This is a genomic window from Saccharothrix xinjiangensis (genome assembly GCF_039527585.1).
Taxonomy (GTDB): domain Bacteria; phylum Actinomycetota; class Actinomycetes; order Mycobacteriales; family Pseudonocardiaceae; genus Actinosynnema; species Actinosynnema xinjiangensis.
On record NZ_BAAAKE010000003.1, the window covers coordinates 424,298 to 441,762 of the forward strand.

13 protein-coding genes and 1 pseudogene are annotated in these 17,465 nt (G+C 74.1%); 3 read left to right on the top strand and 11 right to left on the bottom strand.

Translation table 11 applies throughout. From position 1 onward, the window contains the following. Nucleotides 1–4: 4 nt before the first annotated feature. On the bottom strand, nucleotides 5–1,840 hold the full coding sequence (aspS, locus tag ABD223_RS10055) for an aspartate--tRNA ligase (protein ID WP_344035751.1): 1,836 nt from the start codon (nucleotides 1,838–1,840) through the stop codon (nucleotides 5–7). A gap of 149 nt (nucleotides 1,841–1,989) precedes the next feature. Between aspS and ABD223_RS10060 the strand changes: the two genes are divergently transcribed. Continuing rightward, a complete protein-coding gene (locus ABD223_RS10060; protein WP_344035752.1) occupies nucleotides 1,990–2,730 on the top strand; it encodes a peptidylprolyl isomerase in 741 nt (246 codons plus the stop codon). Between the two features lie 110 nt (nucleotides 2,731–2,840). Here the strand turns inward: ABD223_RS10060 and ABD223_RS10065 are convergent, their stop codons facing one another. Continuing rightward, nucleotides 2,841–4,025 (bottom strand): S8 family peptidase, encoded by a 1,185-nt coding sequence (locus ABD223_RS10065; RefSeq protein ID WP_344035753.1) that lies wholly within the window; start codon nucleotides 4,023–4,025, stop codon nucleotides 2,841–2,843. Between the two features lie 233 nt (nucleotides 4,026–4,258). Between ABD223_RS10065 and ABD223_RS10070 the strand changes: the two genes are divergently transcribed. Continuing rightward, entirely contained in the window at nucleotides 4,259–4,717 is a 459-nt protein-coding gene (locus ABD223_RS10070; RefSeq protein ID WP_344035754.1) for a GNAT family N-acetyltransferase, read from the top strand. Here ABD223_RS10070 and ABD223_RS10075 read toward each other — a convergent pair. Continuing rightward, a complete protein-coding gene (locus tag ABD223_RS10075; protein WP_344035755.1) occupies nucleotides 4,696–5,811 on the bottom strand; it encodes a S8 family peptidase in 1,116 nt (371 codons plus the stop codon). The two genes, ABD223_RS10070 and ABD223_RS10075, sit on opposite strands and share 22 nt — an antisense overlap. 56 nt (nucleotides 5,812–5,867) lie before the next feature. Then, nucleotides 5,868–7,049: a S8 family peptidase gene (locus ABD223_RS10080; RefSeq protein WP_344035756.1), complete on the bottom strand. Its 1,182-nt coding sequence runs from the start codon at nucleotides 7,047–7,049 to the stop codon at nucleotides 5,868–5,870. 791 nt (nucleotides 7,050–7,840) lie between these two features. On the opposite strand from ABD223_RS10080, the gene ABD223_RS10085 reads away from it, so the two are divergent. Then, complete coding sequence (locus tag ABD223_RS10085) at nucleotides 7,841–8,647, top strand: hypothetical protein (protein WP_344035757.1); 807 nt, start codon at nucleotides 7,841–7,843, stop codon at nucleotides 8,645–8,647. A gap of 11 nt (nucleotides 8,648–8,658) precedes the next feature. On the opposite strand, the gene ABD223_RS10090 is transcribed toward ABD223_RS10085, so the two are convergent. The 7 genes and pseudogenes from ABD223_RS10090 to ABD223_RS10120 all read right to left on the bottom strand — a co-directional run bounded on the left by ABD223_RS10090 (nucleotide 8,659) and on the right by ABD223_RS10120 (nucleotide 17,374). Then, nucleotides 8,659–9,816 (bottom strand): acyl-CoA dehydrogenase family protein, encoded by a 1,158-nt coding sequence (locus tag ABD223_RS10090; RefSeq protein ID WP_344035887.1) that lies wholly within the window; start codon nucleotides 9,814–9,816, stop codon nucleotides 8,659–8,661. 2 nt (nucleotides 9,817–9,818) lie between these two features. Beyond that, entirely contained in the window at nucleotides 9,819–11,720 is a 1,902-nt protein-coding gene (locus tag ABD223_RS10095) for an acetyl/propionyl/methylcrotonyl-CoA carboxylase subunit alpha (RefSeq protein ID WP_344035758.1), read from the bottom strand. A gap of 7 nt (nucleotides 11,721–11,727) precedes the next feature. Continuing rightward, nucleotides 11,728–13,323, bottom strand: a complete 1,596-nt coding sequence (locus ABD223_RS10100; RefSeq protein WP_344035759.1) for an acyl-CoA carboxylase subunit beta — start codon at nucleotides 13,321–13,323, stop codon at nucleotides 11,728–11,730. Then, the gene (locus tag ABD223_RS10105) at nucleotides 13,320–14,471 is read right to left on the bottom strand and encodes an acyl-CoA dehydrogenase family protein (RefSeq protein ID WP_344035760.1); all 1,152 of its coding nucleotides are present in this window, start codon (nucleotides 14,469–14,471) and stop codon (nucleotides 13,320–13,322) included. The genes ABD223_RS10100 and ABD223_RS10105 overlap by 4 nt, the downstream gene beginning before the upstream one ends. After that, nucleotides 14,468–16,041: pseudogene (locus ABD223_RS10110) on the bottom strand (acyclic terpene utilization AtuA family protein). The gene ABD223_RS10105 and the pseudogene ABD223_RS10110 overlap by 4 nt, the downstream one beginning before the upstream one ends. Next, the gene (locus tag ABD223_RS10115; protein WP_344035761.1) at nucleotides 16,038–16,778 is read right to left on the bottom strand and encodes a TIGR03084 family metal-binding protein; all 741 of its coding nucleotides are present in this window, start codon (nucleotides 16,776–16,778) and stop codon (nucleotides 16,038–16,040) included. The pseudogene ABD223_RS10110 and the gene ABD223_RS10115 overlap by 4 nt, the downstream one beginning before the upstream one ends. Then, entirely contained in the window at nucleotides 16,775–17,374 is a 600-nt protein-coding gene (locus ABD223_RS10120) for a TetR/AcrR family transcriptional regulator (RefSeq protein WP_344035763.1), read from the bottom strand. The genes ABD223_RS10115 and ABD223_RS10120 overlap by 4 nt, the downstream gene beginning before the upstream one ends. Nucleotides 17,375–17,465: the final 91 nt, after the last annotated feature.

Sequence of the window (17,465 nt, forward strand, 5' to 3'; positions counted from 1 at the left end):
GGTGTTACTGCTGCCCGTCCGCGCCGGGCTTGCCGGCGGACTTCTCGACGGGCTTGCCGGCAGGCTTGTCAGCGGCCTTGTCGACGGGCTTGGCGTCCACGCCCGCCTCCTTGCGCTGCTGCGGCGTGATCGGCGCGGGCGCCGCGGTCAGCGGGTCGTAGCCGCCGCCGCTCTTGGGGAACGCGATGACCTCGCGGATCGAGTCGTAGCCGCCGATCAGCATGGCGATGCGGTCCCAGCCGAACGCGATGCCGCCGTGCGGCGGCGCGCCGTACTTGAAGGCGTCGAGCAGGAAGCCGAACTTCTCCTGGGCCTCCTCCGGACCGATGCCCATGATCCCGAAGACCTTCTGCTGCACGTCCGCGCGGTGGATTCGGATCGAGCCGCCGCCGATCTCGTTGCCGTTGCAGACGATGTCGTAGGCGTAGGCCAGGGCGTTGCCCGGCTCCTCCTCCAGCCGGTCGGCCCACTCCGGCGTCGGCGAGGTGAAGGCGTGGTGCAGCGCGGTCCACTTGCCGCTGCCGACCGCGACGTCGTCGGTCTTGTCCGCGGCCTCGAACATCGGGAAGTCGACGACCCACGCGAACGACCAGGAGCCCTCCTCGATCAGGCCGACCCGGTGGGCGATCTCCACGCGGGCCGCGCCGAGCAGGGCGCGCGCGGTGTCCGGGTCGCCCGCGCCGAAGAACACGCAGTCACCCGGGTTGGCGCCCACGGCCTTGGCCAGGCCGTCGCGCTCGGCGTCGGAGAGGTTCTTGGCGACCGGGCCGCCGAGCGTGCCGTCCTCGTTGACCAGGACGTACGCCAGGCCCCGCGAGCCGCGCTGCTTGGCCCACTCCTGCCAGGCGTCGAGGGTGCGGCGCGGCTGGGACGCGCCGCCGGGCATGACGACCGCGCCCACGTACTGCGCCTGGAACACCCGGAACGGGGTGTCCTTGAAGTACTCGGTCAGCTCGGTCAGCTCCAGGCCGAAGCGCAGGTCCGGCTTGTCCGAGCCGTACTTGGCCACGGCCTCGGCGTAGCTGATCCGGCGGATCGGGAGGCTGACCTCGTGCCCGGCCAGCTCCTTCCACAGGGCGTGGATGATCTTCTCGGACAGGGCGATCACGTCGTCCTGCTCGACGAAGCTCATCTCGATGTCGAGCTGGGTGAACTCCGGCTGCCGGTCGGCGCGGAAGTCCTCGTCCCGGTAGCAGCGGGCGATCTGGTAGTAGCGCTCCAGGCCGCCGACCATGAGCAGCTGCTTGAACAGCTGCGGCGACTGCGGCAGCGCGTACCAGGAGCCGGGGCGCAGGCGGGCGGGCACCAGGAAGTCGCGGGCGCCCTCGGGGGTGGAGCGGGTCAGGGTCGGGGTCTCGACCTCGACGAAGTCCTCCGCGTGCAGCACCTCGCGGGCGATCCGGTTGGCCTCGCTGCGCAGGCGGACCGCCTTGGCCGGGCCGCTGCGGCGCAGGTCCAGGTAGCGGTGCCGCAGGCGGGCCTCCTCGCCGACCTCCAGGTGGTCGTCGAGCTGGAACGGCAGCGGGGCCGCCTCGTTGAGCACCTCCAGGGAGGAGGCGTAGACCTCGACCCCGCCGGTGGGCAGCTCGGCGTTCTCGCTGCCCTCGGGGCGGCGGGAGACCTCGCCGACGACCTTCACCACGAACTCCGAGCGGAGGCGGTGGGCGCGCTCGGCCATCTCGCCCTCGCGGAACACGACCTGGGCCACGCCGGAGGCGTCCCGCAGGTCGATGAAGATGACACCGCCGTGATCGCGCCTGCGGGCCACCCACCCGGTCAGGGTGACGGACTGCCCGGCGTGCTCGGCGCGGAGCGTCCCGGCCTCGTGCGTGCGCATCACGGGTACTGCTCTCCTCGGGGTAGCTCAACTGACGGTCGGTCGTCAAGGCTAGCCAACGGCCCCGTGGCCGGCGCCACCAGGTTTCTCCCGGGACCGGCGCGGGGTTCGCGGCGGCCCGGCGGGACGGCGGGCGGCCCTAGGATCGGCCGGTGCACAGACGCCCCCTCGTCAGCGCCCTGCTGGCCCTCGCCGCGGTCTGCTCGACCGCCTCCTGCGCGACCCGGGTCCCGGGCGCGCCGACCGCCGGGGAGGCGCCGGGGTCCTCGGCCGCCCCGAGGTCGTCGGCGGCCCCGGACTCGTCGGTCACGCCGAGAACCGGGGCGACCACCCCGTGCTCCTACGGCCCGGACGGCGGCGACGTGCCCAAGCCGGTGGACCCGCCCGCCGGGGACGAGGCGCCCGCGAGCGGCGCGGTGCGGTTCTCGGTGCGGACCGACCAGGGCGAGCTGGAGTTCGAGTTCGACGCGGCGAGCGCGCCGTGCTCGGTGCACAGCTTCCGCAGCCTCGTCGGGCAGTCCTACTACGACGGGGTGGGCTGCCACCGCGTCACGGTCAGCGGCATCTTCGTGCTCCAGTGCGGCGACCCGGGCGGCTCCGGGACGGGCGGGCCGGGGTACGCGTTCGACGACCCGGAGGCCGTGCCGGGCACCTACGAGCGGGGCGTGGTGGCGATGGCCAACGCCGGCCCCGGCACCAACGGCAGCCAGTTCTTCATCGTCCACCGGGACAGCGAGATCGCGCCGAACTACCCGATCATGGGTCGGGTCACCCGGGGCCTGGAGGTCGTCGACCGGGTGGCCGCCGCGGGCGTCGAGCCCGGTTCCGGGCGCGGCGAGGGTGACGGCCGGCCGCAGCTGCCGATCACGCTGACCTCGGTCGGGCAGGGCTGAGCAGGGCCGACTCCGGCGGCCGGCTCCGGGGCCGTTCCCCCCGGGGGCCTGACGCGGCCGGGGCCGTCCCCCCGCGAGGGAACGGCCCCGGCACTCGCCCGTGGAGCGGGTCAGGCGCTCGGCGCCAGGTAGAGCAGGCGGTTCGGGGAGCCCGAGCCGGGGCTGCCCACCACGCCGGTGGTCGCCTGGCCGACCAGGTAGCTCGCCACCTGGGCCGGGGTGGCCGAGCGGCTGCCCTGGAGGTAGCGGGCCGCCGCGCCGGCGACGTGCGGGGTCGCCATCGAGGTGCCGCTGATGGTGTTGGTGGCGGTGTTGCCGGTGTGCCACGCCGAGGTGATCGACGAGCCCGGCGCGAAGATGTCCACGACCGAGCCGTAGTTCGAGTAGCTGGCGCGGGCGTCGGTGTTGGTGGTCGCGCCGACGGTGATGGCCTCGGTCACGCGGGCCGGGGAGGAACCCGACGCGTTGGTGTTGCTGTTGCCCGCCGCGATGGCGTAGGTGACGCCCGCCGAGATCGAGCGGCGCACGGCCGCGTCGATGGTGGTGGACGCGCCGCCGCCCAGCGACATGTTCGCCACGGCCGGCTTGACGTGGTTGTTGGTCACCCAGTCGATGCCCTCGACCACGTCGGCGGTGGTGCCGGAGCCGGCGTTGTTCAGCACGCGGACGCCGTAGACGGTCGCGCCCTTGGCCACGCCGTAGGTGTTGCCGGCGATGGTGCCCGCGACGTGCGTGCCGTGGCCGTTGCCGTCCTGGGCGACGCTGTCGTTCTCGACCGCGTCGTAACCGTTGCGGGCGCGGCCGCCGAAGTCGCTGTGCGCGATGCGCACGCCGGTGTCGATGACGTAGACGTTCACGCCCGCGCCGGTGGAGGTGTAGCTGTAGGTCCGGTTCAGCGGCAGGGCGCGCTGGTCGATGCGGTCCAGGCCCCAGGTCGCGTTGGTCTGCGTGGCCTGGGTGGTGAAGACCTGGTCCTGCTCGACGTACTCGACGGCCGGGTTGGCCGCGAGCCGCTTGGCCGCCTTCTCGGGCAGCGACACGGTGAAGCCGTTGAGCGCCTTGCTGAAGACGGTGTCGACCTGACCGCCGTACTGCTTCGCCAGGCTGTCGGCGGACGCGGCGGAGCCGTCCTTGAGCTTGACGATGAAGTGGTTCTGCACCTTGTGCGCGGCGTCCGCGGCGCGGATCTCGCCCTCGGCGGCCTGCGCCGGGGCGGCCAACAGGGACGTCGCGGTGACGGCGAGCGCCGTCGCCCCGACACCGGCCAGGACCCGGACCTGTCGTGACTGTCGCATGCGGCTTCCTTCTTCCACGCGGTGGCCCGACCTCAACCCGAGGAGCTTGCAGGGCTCGGGTGGGTGACGTAGGGCCACCTTGCCCTCGCTGATAGTCACAACGTAAGCAACCTGGGGTTTACCCGGAAGTGTGAACTTTTCCCAGTTGTGTGGACTCCGTCAACAATCCGCACTACCTGCGGTTTCCCGAAAACTGGGAGACGTGGTACAAGCGTCGGCGCCACCGTCCGCCCATGCGCCTGGCACCGGTGACCGAGGAGAACCACCGGGCCGTGATCGGCCTGGAACTGCACGAGGACCAGCGGACGTTCGTCGCGAGCAACCTCAAGTCGATCGCGGACGCCCGGGTGCACCGCCCGAAGCTCGAACCGCCGGCGCTCCACAGCGGTGCCGAACCGGTCGGTTTCACGCTGCTGGAGCGGGACGAGCCCGGGGTGCCGCACATACCCCGGTTCATGATCGACCGGCGGGCGCAGGGCCGGGGCCTCGGCCGCGCGGGGCTCGCGGCGATCGCCGCGCGGGCCCGCGCCGAGGGGCGGTCGGAGCTGGTGCTGAGCGTGGTGCCGGGCAACGCGGTGGCCCGCGGCCTGTACGCCGCGTTCGGCTTCACCGAGACCGGCGAGGTGGACGGGGGCGAGCCGGTGGCGCGCCACCGGCTCGCCCCCTCGGCTCACCTGGTCGGCGACCAGTAGAGCAGCCGGCCCCACGACAGCGGGGTGGCCTCGTCGACCACGGCGGCGTGCACCCGCGCCGGCGTCGCCGTCGGGTTGAGCTGGAGGAACCGCAGGGTCACGCCGGTCACGTGCGCGGTGGCGAACGACGTGCCGCTGAGCGTGTTGGTCCCACCGGAGCCCCACGGCACGGTGATGTTCACGCCGGGCGCGTACACGTCGACCACGCTGCCGTAGTTGGAGAACGACGCGCGCGCGTCGGTCTGGGTGGACGCGCCCGAGGTGAGGGCCTCGCGCACCCGTGCCGGGGAGGAGTTCGCCGCGTCGGTGTTGCTGCCGCCCGCGGTCACCGACGCGGTGACGCCCGCCGTGATCAGCCGGCGCACGGCGTCGTCGACCGCGGTCGACGCGCCGCCGCCCAGGCTGAGGTTCGCCGAGGCCGGTTTGACGTGGTTGCGGGCGACCCAGTCGATGCCCGCGATGACGCCCGCGGTGGTGCCGCTGCCCGAGCCGTTGAGCACCCGGACGCCGCACACCAGGGCTTCCTTGGCCACGCCGTAGGTCCGGCTCGCGATCACCGCCGCGACGGCGGTGCCGTGGCCGTTGTCGTCCTGCGGGGCGTTGTCGTTGTCGATCACGTCCCAGCCGGCGCAGCCGCGGCCGGCCAGCTCCGGGTGCGCGGTGCTCAGGCCGGTGTCGATGACGTAGGCCCGGGTGCCGCGGCCGGTGGAGGTGTAGCTGTAGCCGCGGTCCAGCGGCAGGGCGCGCTGGTCGATGCGGTCCAGGTTCCACGGCGGGTTGACCTGCGTGGCGTGGGGCCGCACGACCTGGTCCTGCTCGACGTACTCCACGGCGGGGTCGGCGGCCAGCCGGCGGGCCTGCCGCTCGGTCAGGGACACCGCGAAACCGCGGAACGGGCCGGTGTAGGTGCGGGTGACCCCCCCGGCGAGCCGGGCGGAGGGGTCCGGCGCGCCGTCCCTGACCTTGACGACGTAGCTGCCGGGCACGGCGTCGGGCGAGCCCGCGTGCAGGACCGCGGCCTCGGCGTGGGCGGGGACGGTGATGGTGGCCAGGGCCAGGGCGGCGACGCCGAGGCCGGGCAGGAGCTTGCGCACGGCACGTCCTTTCCTCAGGGGTGGCGGGGCGGCTTTCCCGGGGGGCGGCGGGGCGGTCATCGGGTGGGCGACCAGTGGAGGAGGCGACCGCCCCACGGCAGCGGGGTGGCCTCGCGCACGACCTCGGCGTGCACCTGCGCGGGCGTGGCGGCGGGGTTGGGCTCCAGGTGCCGCGCCACCACGCCGGTGACGAAGCCCGTGGCCATGGACGTGCCGCTGAGGGTGTTCGTCGCGGTGTCGCCGGTGTGCCAGGCCGAGGTGATCGACACTCCCGGCGCGTACGCGTCGACGCCCGCTCCGTGGTTGGAGAACGGCGCCCGCGCATCGGCCCGGGCGCCGGCGCCGGCGGTGATCGCCTCGGCGACCCGGGCGGGCGAGGTGCCGCCGACGCCGGTGTTGGAGCTGCCGGCGCCGACCGCCGTGGTGACGCCCGCGGCGATCAGCCGGCGGACCGCGTCGTCCAGCGCGGCCGACGCGCCGCCGCCCAGGCTGATGTTGGCCACGGCGGGCTTGACGTGGTTGGCGATCACCCAGTCGATGCCCGCGATGACGCCCGCGGTGGTGCCGCTGCCCGAGCCGTCGAGCACGCGCACCGCGCAGATCCGCGCGCCCTTGGCCGCGCCGTGGGTGGCGCCGGCGATGACGCCCGCGACGTGGGTGCCGTGGCCGTTGTCGTCCTGGGCGACGTGGTCGCCGTCGACCGAGTCGTAGCAGTGCGAGGCCCGGCCGCCGAACTCGACGTGCGTGGTCCGGACGCCGGTGTCGACCACGTAGGCGGTGACGCCCCGGCCCGAGGTGGTGAAGCTGTAGCCGGTGTCCAGCGGCAGGGACCGCTGGTCGATCCGGTCCAGGCCCCAGGGCGCGTTCGGCTGGGTCTGGAGCGGGGCGGCGCGCACGACCTGGTCCTGCTCGACGTACTCCACGCGCGGGTCGGCGGCGAGGCGGCGGGCCTCCCGCTCGGTCAGGGTCGCGGTGAAGCCGCGGAACGGGCCGGTCGGGGTGCGGGTGATCCGGTCGGCGAACCGGGCGGTCAGCGCGTCGGCGGACGCGGTGTGGGACGCGGTGTCGGACGCACCGGCGGGCGCGGTGCCGACGAGCTTGACGATGTAGCTGCCGGGCACGGCGGTCGGCGAGCCCGCGTGCAGGACCGCGGCCTCGGCGTGGGCGGGCACGGGGACGGCGGCGGCCAGGGCGGCGGCCAGGGCCGCGCCGGCGAGGCCCGGTGGGGGCTTGCGCATGGGCGTTCCTCCGCAGGGTGGGGGAACCGGCGCGGGTCGCGCGCCGGGAACCCGAGTGTGCCGAACCCGGTCGCCCCGCGGGGCGCCCATCGCGGGCGCCGGTTCGGGGGAACCAGCACCTGTCAGTCATTGGACATCCATTCAACGCTGTGGAGAAATACCGACGAAGCCTTTGCGAAAGAACGCGATCCTTCTCCGCGCCGTTGCGGAGAACGCGTTCGACAGTTCGCGGTGGAACACCGTTCCACCCGCCACTGATGACGGTTTGACCAGCGCTTATGCCGCGTGAGGAGACCTCGTGTGCACGGGTGCGCGTGCGCCTGCACGTGCGCCCGCGTGCGCCCGCACATCCCCCCTAGGTGATCTTGTCCAACCCGATGTGCTCTACATCACCCCACGTAACCAAGGCTGTGCGCACCTCTCGGCGGAGGGCGGCGCGGGGGTGGCCCGGCGTCCGGATCGTCCCGAGCAGGACCTTCACACCACTGCTGTTAATGAGAATTCAAACATTCCACGACCAACGGGATTGGGCCGCCGATTCGGTTAAATTCGCGCCGGCGAACCCGATCGGCTGTACCGCACCGGCGATTTCGCGCGATAACGTCGCTCGCCTTGTCCACAGGGAGAACGGAGCGAAGATGCCAACGCCAGTCGTCGGACAGGAATCGCGACTGCGCGATCCCCGACGGGTCGACACGGGGGCCGATCCCTTCGCGGACGCATTGCGGGCCGCGATCCGGGCGAAGGGCCTCAGCCTGGAACGGATCCAGCACAAGCTCCGAGGGCGCGGCGTGGCCGTGAGCATCGCCGCGTTGAGCTACTGGCAGTCCGGCAGGCGACGACCCGAACGACCGGACTCGCTGACCGCCGTCAGCCACCTGGAGGAGATCCTGGAGGTCGGCGAGGGAGGGCTGAGCGCGCTGCTGGGCCCGCCGAGGCCGCGCGGCAAGGCCAGGCCGCGGACGCGCGTGCCGGGACCGGAGGGCTGGGTCGGCGAGAACGACTACGCCTCGATCGCGGAACTGCTCGCCGACGTCGACACCACCACCGACCAGGACCTGTGCCGGCTCAGCCTGCGCGACCAGGTCGAGCTGGCCATGGACGGCAGCACCCGCCGGGTGCGCTCGCGGCAGGTGCTGCGCGCCGAGCGGTCGGGCGTGGACCGCGTGCTGCTGGGGTACGACACCCGGCTGCCCGGCGACCCGCTGCCGGTCATCGGCACGCTGCGCTCGTGCAGGCTCGGGCGGGTGTCCGCCGACCCGCGCAACGGCCTGATGGTCGCCGAACTGCTGTTCGACCGCCCGCTGCGCCGCGGCGAGCGGACCGCCGTCGAGTACGAGTTGATCCACGTCGCACCGCACCACCCGACGTTCGACAACACCTACTCGCGCCGCTTCCGGCACCCGGTGCGCGAGTACGTCCTGGAGGTCAGGTACGACTCGCGGTGCCGGCCCTCGCGCTGCGAGCAGTTCACGACCGGTCTGACCGGTGGGGAACCGACCGACGTGCGCGAGACCCCGGTGGACACCTGGGGCTACGCCTACGCGGTGGCGCTCGACTTCGGTCCCGGTGTCGTCGGCCTGCGCTGGGACTGGTGATCCGGCGGGGACTAGTAGGAGCGCGGCAGCCGCAGGGTGTGCTGCGCCACGAAGTTCAGGATCATCTCCCGGCTGACCGGGGCGATCCGGGACAACCGGGACGCGGCCAGCATGGCGCCCAGTCCGTACTCGGACGACAGCCCGTTGCCGCCGTGCACCTGGATGGCCTGGTCCACCGCCCCCGCCACCGCTTCCCCCGCCGCGTACTTGGCCATGTTGGCCGCCTCACCCGCGGCCCGGTCCTCCCCAGCGTCGTAGAGAGCCGCGGCCTTCTGGGTCATCACCCTCGCCAGTTCGACCTGGATCGCGCACTGCGCCAGCGGGTGCGCGACGCCCTGGTGCGAGCCGATCGGCACGTCCCAGACCGTCCTGGTGCGGGCGTACCCGCTCGCCAGGTCGAGTGCGCGGCGGGCCATGCCGGTGGCGAAGGACGCCGCCATGATCCGCTCCGGGTTCAGGCCGGCGAACAGCTGGGCCAGACCCGCGTCCTCGGCGCCCACCAGCGCGTCGAGGGGCAGCCGGACGTCGTCGAAGAAGCAGGTGAACTGCTTCTCCGGTGACACGACCTCCATGGGGATGTGCCGGTAGGTGAAGCCGGGCGCGTCGGTCGGGACGATCACCAGCGACGGCAGCAGCCGGTTGCCGGTCGAGTCGACGTGCCGGGCCACCACCAGCACCGCCTCGACCTCGTCGACGCCGGAGATGTAGTACTTGCCGCCGTTGAGCACCCACTCGTCACCGTCGCGGCGCACGGCGGTGGTGAGCCGGTGCGAGTTGGAGCCCGCGTCCGGCTCGGTGATGGCGAACCCCATCTTCGTGGTGCCGTCCGCGAAGCCGGGCAGCCACCGGCGCTTCTGCGCCTCGGTGCCGAAGCGGGCGACGACCGTGGCGCAGATGGCCGGCGACACCACGGTCAGCAGCAGCGGGCACCCGGCGGCGGCCAGCTCCTCGCAGACCGCGGCGAGGTCGCCGATGCCGCCGCCACCGCCGCCGTACTCCTCGGGCACGGCCACCCCGAGGTAGCCGAGCCTGCCCGCCTCCGCCCACAGCTCGTCGGTCTTCTCACCCGACCTCGCCTTGGCGGCGAAGTACTCGTGGCCGTACCGGCGGCCCAGGGCGGCGACCGCCTCGCGCAGCGCCCGCCGCTCGTCGCCCTCGGTGAAGTTGATCGTCATGACGCCTCGGCCTCCACAACCGCGAGCACCTCGCCCGCACCGACCTGCCGACCTGCCTCGACGAGCACCCGCTCGACCACGCCGCCGTGCGCGGCGAGCACGCGGTGCTCCATCTTCATCGCCTCCAGCACGAGCAGCTCCGCGCCCGCCTCCACGCGCTGCCCGACCTCCACCGACACCCGCACCACGGTGCCCGGCATGGGCGCCGACGTCGCGCCCTCGACCCCCTCGGCCCGCGGTTCGGGGAACCGGGGCCGCAGCACGAGCGCCACCGGGCCCACCTCGACCACAGCCCCGTCGGCGAGGTCGCCGTGCACCGCGACCGGGAACGTCTCGCGCACCCCGCCCCGCTCCAGGGTGACGGCGTCCGGGGACGCGGACACCACGGTCGCGTCCACGTCCGTCACCACGCCCGCGCGGGTGTGCCGGTACTCGACCGCGACCTCCTGGTCGCCGTGCCCGAACACCACGCGCTGCGGCTGCGAGGGCACGTTGCGCCAGCCCGGCGGCAGGTCCGTGCGGCGGCGCTCGGCCAGCGCGAGCGCGGCGGCCAGCGCGGCGGGCCGCACGTCCACGTCGGGCGGCGCGGTGAGGCCGTGCTGGTCGAGGAACCCGGTGTGGGTGTCGCCCGCCTCGAACGCGGGGTGCCGCAGCACGCGCACCAGCAGGTCGCGGTTGGTGACCAGGCCGTGCAGCCGGGCCCGCTCCAGCGCGGCGGCCAGCTTGCGGACCGCCGCCCGCCGGGTCGGCGCCCACGCGATCACCTTGGCCAACATGGGGTCGTAGTGCACGCCGACCTCGCTGCCGTCCTCCACGCCGCTGTCGACGCGCACGCCGCCGGGCTCACCCCGGCCGGGCACCTCGAACCGGTGCAGGGTGCCGCTGGAGGGCCGCCAGTCGTGGGCCGGGTCCTCCGCGTACAGGCGGGCCTCGACGGCGTGGCCGCGCGGTGCGGGCGGCTCGTCGGGCAGTCGCTCGCCCTCGGCGATCGCGAGCTGCCACGCCACCAGGTCGAGCCCGAACACCTCCTCGGTGACCGGGTGCTCCACCTGGAGCCTGGTGTTGACCTCCAGGAAGTGGAACGCGCCGTCGTCGGTGCAGAGGAACTCCACGGTGCCCGCGCCGACGTAGCCGATGGCCCGTGCGGCGGACACGGCCGCGTCGAACAGCCGTTGCCGCGCCTCCGGGGTCACCGCCGGGCTCGGCGCCTCCTCGATGATCTTCTGGTGGCGGCGCTGGACGGAGCACTCCCGCTCGCCCAGCGCCCACACCGCGCCGTGGGCGTCCGCCAGCACCTGCACCTCGACGTGCCGCGCGCGTTCCAGCAGCGGTTCGCAGAACACCGTGCCGTCGCCGAACGCCGACTCGGCCTCGCGCCGCGCCGACTCGACCTGCCGGGCCAGCTCCGCGCGCGAGCGCACCACCCGCATCCCGCGCCCGCCGCCGCCCGCGGACGCCTTGACCAGCACGGGGAACTCCGCGACGGCGTCCGGGTCGAGGTCGGGCAGCACGGGCACGCCGACCGCCGCCACCCGCTCCTTGGCCGCGACCTTGGACCCCATCGCCCCGATCACGCCGGGATCGGGCCCGACCCAGGTCAGCCCCGCGTCCAGGACCGCGCGGGCGAACGCCGCGTTCTCGGACAGGAAGCCGTAGCCGGGGTGCACGGCGTCCGCGCCGGCGGCCAGCGCGGCGGCCACCAGCAGGTCGGCCCGCAGGTAGGTGTCGGCGGGCGCGGCGCCGGGCAGGCGCACCGCCGCGTCGGCCTCGCGCACGTGCGGCGCGCCCTCGTCGGGATCGGAGAACACCGCCACCGGCGAGACGCCGAGCTCGCGGCACGTCCGGATGACGCGGCGCGCGACCTCACCCCGGTTGGCGACCAGCAGCTTGCGGATCATCGCCACCTCACATCCGGAAGACGCCGTAGCCGTCGGCGCCCCTGATCGGTCCACTGTGGATCGCGGACAGGCACAGGCCGAGGACCGTGCGGGTGTCGCGCGGGTCGATCACGCCGTCGTCGTAGAGCCGCCCGGACAGGAACGGCGCCAGCGACTGCTGCTCGACCTGCTCCTCCACCATGCGGCGCATGGCGGCGTCGTGCTCGTCGTCGTAGGGCTGCCCCTTCGCGGCGGCCGACTGCCGCGCCACGATCGACAGCACGCCCGCGAGCTGCGCGGGGCCCATGACCGCGGACTTGGCGTTGGGCCAGGTGAACAGGAAGCGGGGGTCGTAGGCCCGGCCGCACATGCCGTAGTTGCCCGCGCCGTAGGACGCGCCCATGACCACGGTCAGGTGCGGCACGGCGCTGTTGGACACCGCGTTGATCATCATCGCGCCGTGCTTGACGATGCCGCCCTGCTCGTAGCGCGCGCCGACCATGTAGCCGGTGGTGTTCTGGAGGAACAGCAGCGGGGTGTCGGAGGCGTTGGCCAGCTGGATGAACTGGGTGGCCTTCTGCGCCTCCTCGCTGAACAGCACGCCACGCGCGTTGGCCAGGACGCCGACCGGGTAGCCGTGCAGGTCGGCCCACCCGGTGACCAGGCTCGTGCCGTAGTCGGGCTTGAACTCGTCGAACCGGGAGCCGTCCACCAGCCGGGCGATCACCTCGCGCGGGTCGAACGGCACCCGCTGGTCGGTGGGCACGAGGCCGAGCAGCTCCTCCTCGTCGAACAGCGGCGGCTCGACGGGCTTGGGCGCGGGGCCGAGCTTGCGCCGGTTGAGCCGGGCCACCACGCGGCGGGTGAGCCGGATCGCGTCCACCTCGTCCTCGGCCACGAAGTCGGCCAGGCCGGAGGTCGTGCCGTGCATCCGCGCGCCGCCCAGCGACTCGTCGTCGGACTCCTCGCCGGTGGCCATCTTGACCAGGGGCGGGCCGCCGAGGAACACCTTGGCGCGGTCCTTGACCATGATCACGTAGTCGGAGGTGCCGGGCACGTACGCGCCGCCCGCGGTGGCGTTGCCGAACACCGCGCTGATCGTCGGCACGCCCGCGGCGGACAGCCTGGTCAGGTCGCGGAACGCCCGGCCGCCGGGGATGAAGATCTCGCTCTGGCTCGGCAGGTCCGCGCCGGCCGACTCGACCAGCCCGATCAGCGGCAGCCGGTTGGCCAGCGCGATGTCGTTGGCGCGGAAGGTCTTGCGCAGCGTCCACGGGTTGCTCGCGCCGCCGCGCACGGTCGGGTCGTTGGCGACGACCACGCACTCCACGCCCTCGACCACGCCGATGCCGGTGACCACGCTCGCGCCCACCGGGTAGTCGGTGCCCCACGCGGCCAGCGGCGACAGCTCCAGGAACGGGCTGTCCGGGTCCACCAGCAGCTCGACCCGCTCGCGCGCGAGGAGCTTGCCGCGCGCGTGGTGCCGCGCGGTGTACTTGGACCCGCCGCCCGCGAGCGCCTTGGCGTGCTCGGCGTCCAGCTCGACGAGCTTGGCCAGCAGCGCCTCCCGGTTGGCGGCGTACCCCGGCGACCGGGTGTCCAGCGCGGTCCTCAACGTGCTCATGCCGTGTACCCCAATCGCCTCGCCGCCAGCTCGGTCATCACCTCGGTGGCCCCGCCGCCGATGCCCAGGACGCGCGCGTCCCGGTAGTGGCGCTCGACCTCCGCGTCGCGCAGGTAGCCCGCGCCGCCGTGCAGCTGCACGGCCTGGTCGACCACGTGCGAGCACGCCTCGACGGCCGCGTTCTTGGCGAAGCACACCTGCGCCACGACCTCCTCGCCGCGCGCCACGCGTGCCGCCACCTCCCGGGTGTAGGTGCGGGCGAGGTCGATGCGCTGCGCCATGCCCACCAGCCGGTGGCTCACCACCTGGCGGGCGATGAGCGGCTTGCCGAACGTCTCCCGCCGCCGGGCGTGGGCGACGGTGAGGTCCAGGGCGCGCTGCGCCGTCGCGTACGCCTGCACGGCCAGGGAGATCCGCTCCGCCTGGAACTGCCGCATGATCAGCCCGAAGCCGGCGCCCTCCTCGCCCACGAGGTTCGCCGCGGGCACGCGGGCGTCCACGAAGGAGAGCTCGGCGGTGTCGGAGCAGTGCCAGCCCATCTTCTCCAGCCTGCGGTCCACGGTGAAGCCGGGCGTGCCCCTCTCCACCACGAGCAGGCTGATGCCCCCGTGCCCGGGGCCGCCGGTGCGCACGGCCGTGGTCACGAAGTCGGCCCGCGAACCGGAGGTGATGAAGGACTTGGCGCCGTTGACCGCGTAGTGGTCGCCGTCGCGGCGCGCCGTGGTCCGCAGCGCCGCCACGTCCGACCCGCCGCCGGGCTCGGTGACGGCGAGCGCCCCGATCAGCTCACCCGCCAGCGCGGGGCGCGCGAACCGGTCGACCAGGCCCGCGTCGCCCGCGTCGATGATGTGCGGCACCGCGATGCCGTGCGTGAACAGCGCGGCGACCAGGCCGGACGAGCCGCCCGCCTGGATCAGCTCCTCGGTCACCACGACGGTGTCGAGCAGGTCGCCCGCGCCGCCCGCGGCCTCGGGGAAGCCGACGGCGAGCAGGCCGAGGGCGGCGGCGCGGCGGTGCAGGTCGCGGGGCAGCTCGCCGGCGCGCTCCCAGTCGGCCAGGTGCGGCACGACCTCCCGCTCGGTGAACCGGCGGACGGTGGCGCGCAGGTCGAGGCGCTCCGGTGTCCCGAACAGCTCGTCGGTGGTCACAGCAGGTCCTCCGGGATGTCCACGTGCCGGGCGCGCAACCACTCGCCCAGCGCCTTGGCCTGCGGGTCGAACCGGGTCGAGGACGCCACGCCGTCGCCGAGCAGGCCGCGCAGGACGAAGTTCAGCGCCCTGAGGTTGGGCAGCTCGTACCGGTCGACCTCGCCCGCCTCGGGCAGCAGCTCCTTGAGGCGCTCGACGGTCAGCTCGGCCCTCAGCCACTCGTACCGGGCGTCCGTGCGCACCCACACGCCCAGGTTGGCGTCGCCGCCCTTGTCGCCCGACCGCGCGCCCGCGACCAGGCCCAGCGGGACCCTGCGGGTGGGGGTGCTCATACCTCGACCACCTCCCCTCCCGGCAGCACGACCCGGTGCGGCACGGCCGCGCGCGGCACGTGCGCGGCCCGGTACACGCCGAACGGCGTGCCGTCGCCGGGTGGCGCGGTGACGTGGAAGCCCGGGTAGGACGCCAGCGCCAGCTCGACGCCGGCGCGGGAGAACGCCTTGGCCCGCGCCTGGTCCGCGGTCTTGATCGTGACGTGCAGCAACGCGCTCGCCGCCTCCTCGGTGTCGGCGTCGGCGCGGTCGGTGCGCGCCAGGGTCCAGGTCAGGTCGTCCGCGCCGAGCGCGGCCTCCAGCTGGCGGCGCACCAGGTCCGCCTTGGCGTCCACGTCCAGGCCGGTGAGCACGAACGTGGTGGAGTTGCGGAACCCGCCGAGGGTGTTGAGGCAGACCTTGAGGGTGTCCGGCGGCGGCGAGCCGCGGACGCCGGAGATCCGCACGCCGCGCTCGTGCGGGTCGAGCCGGATCGTGTCGAAGTGGCTCACCACGTCCGGTCCCGGGTACGCGGGGTCGCCGATCTCGTAGAGCAGCTGCGCGGTGACCGTGTCGACGGTGACCGCGCCGCCCGTGCCGTCGTGCTTGGTGATCAGCGCCGACCCGTCCGCCTCGACCTCGGCGATCGGGAAACCCGGCCGCGCGGCGTCGATCTCGGTGAAGAACGCGTAGTTGCCGCCGGTGGCCTGGGCGCCGCACTCCAGCACGTGCCCGGCGACGGTCGCGCCGGCCAGCCGGTCCCAGTCCTCGCGGCCCCACCCGAAGTGGGCGGCGGCGGGCCCGACGACCAGGGAGGCGTCGGTGACGCGACCGGTGACCACGACGTCGGCGCCCGCCTTGAGCGCCTCGGCGATGCCCCACGCGCCGAGGTAGGCGTTGGCGGTCAGCGCCTCGGGGAAGTCCGCGCGCACGTCGTCGCCGGTCACGCAGGCGACCTTCGCGCCGGTGCCCAGCGCGTCGACCGCCTCGGCGAGGCCCTCGGGGTTGAGGCCGCCCGCGTTGGAGACGACCTTCACGCCGCGTTCCAGCGCCTCGCCGAGGTTCTCCTCCAGCTGGCGCAGGAACGTGCGGGCGTAGCCGAGCCGCGGGTCCCTCGCCCGGTCGCGGCCCAGGATGAGCATGGTCAGCTCGGCCAGGTAGTCGCCGGTGAGCACGTCGAGCGGGCCGCCGCGCAGCACCTCGCGGAACGCGGAGAACCGGTCGCCGTAGAAGCCCGAGGCGTTGCCGATGCGGATCACGACTTCTCCCGTCCGGCGCCGGGCGGACCCGCGAACGCCTGGGCGATGGGCAGCCAGGCGTTCGCGACCGGGCCGACCGCGGTGACCGCGAGGTCGTCGCGGTGGCGGCGTTGCGTGGCGAGCAGGCAGAAGTCCAGGGCGGGGCCGGCGACCCGGTCCTCCGCGTCCTCCGGGCCCCACGCCCACGGTTCGCCGCCGGGCCCGGTCAGCTCGACGCGCACCGGCTCCGGCGGCACGGGCAGGCCGTTGACCAGGAACGCGAAGCCGAACGCGCGGACCGCGATGTGCGCGACGTGCCGGAGTCGCCGGGTGGGCTCGCGGACCGCCCCGAGCGCGTCGGCCACGTCCTGGCCGTGCGCCCAGGTCTCCATCAGGCGGGCGGTAACCATGGATGCCGGGCTCATCGGCGGCCCGAACCACGGCACCTTCACGCCCGGCGGCACGGCCGTCAGCGCCTCGGCCAGCTCCGCGCGGCTCGCGCGCCAGTCGTCGAGGGTGACCGGCTCGGCCGCGCCCCGGTCGACCAGGTCGGGCGTCGCGGTCCGCAGCAGCCCGGCGAACGCGGCCGGGTCGCGGGCGGCGAGCGCGGCGACGCGGTCGGTCCAGCGCAGGTGCGCGACCTGGTGGGCGATCGTCCAGCCCGGCGCGGGCGTCGGCAGCGACCAGTCGGCGTCGGCGACCAGGTCGTCGAGCACGCGGCTCTCGTCGCCCAGGTCCGTCAACAGCTCGTGGATCACCGCTGCCTCCCCAGGGTTGTCTCCAACATCCGGGCCCAGTGCCGGACGATGCGCCCGCGGCGCTTGCGGTCGTCGGTGAGCTGGTTGGCCAGGGCGAGGCCGCGCACCAGGTCCAGGGTGATCTGCACGGCCTCGCGCACGCCCGGCTCGCCCTCGTCCGCGCCCAGCAGCTCGACGGCCAGCCGGTGCGTCTCCCGGCCGAGCCTGGCCTCCAGCGGCACCACCACGGTCCTGAGGTCCGGGTCGGTGCGGGCCGCGACCCACAGCTCCAGCGCGGCGGTGAACAGGTCGCTGGCGTAGAAGTCGGCGATCAGCTCGACCACGGCGACCGTGGTGCGCCCGGTCTCGCGGGCGCGTTCCCCCAAGTGCTGGACGCTCTCCGCGCCCAGGTGCTCGACGGCGGCGGCGACCAGCTCGCCGCGGGTGCGGAAGTGGTGCAGCTGGGCGCCGCGGGACACGCCCGCGCGTTCCGCGACCACGGTCGTCGTGGTGCCGGACCAGCCCAGCTCGACGAGGCACGCGACGGTCGCCTCCATGAGCCTGCGCCTGGTCTCGCGGCTGCGGTCGGCCTGCCGCTGCCTGGTCTCGGTGGCCATGCGGGCGAGTGTTCCGCGCCACTTACAAACAGTCAAGACTGTTTGTAAGTGGCGCGGCCATGCGGTCGATGTGCCGGGTGTCACGCGGTGT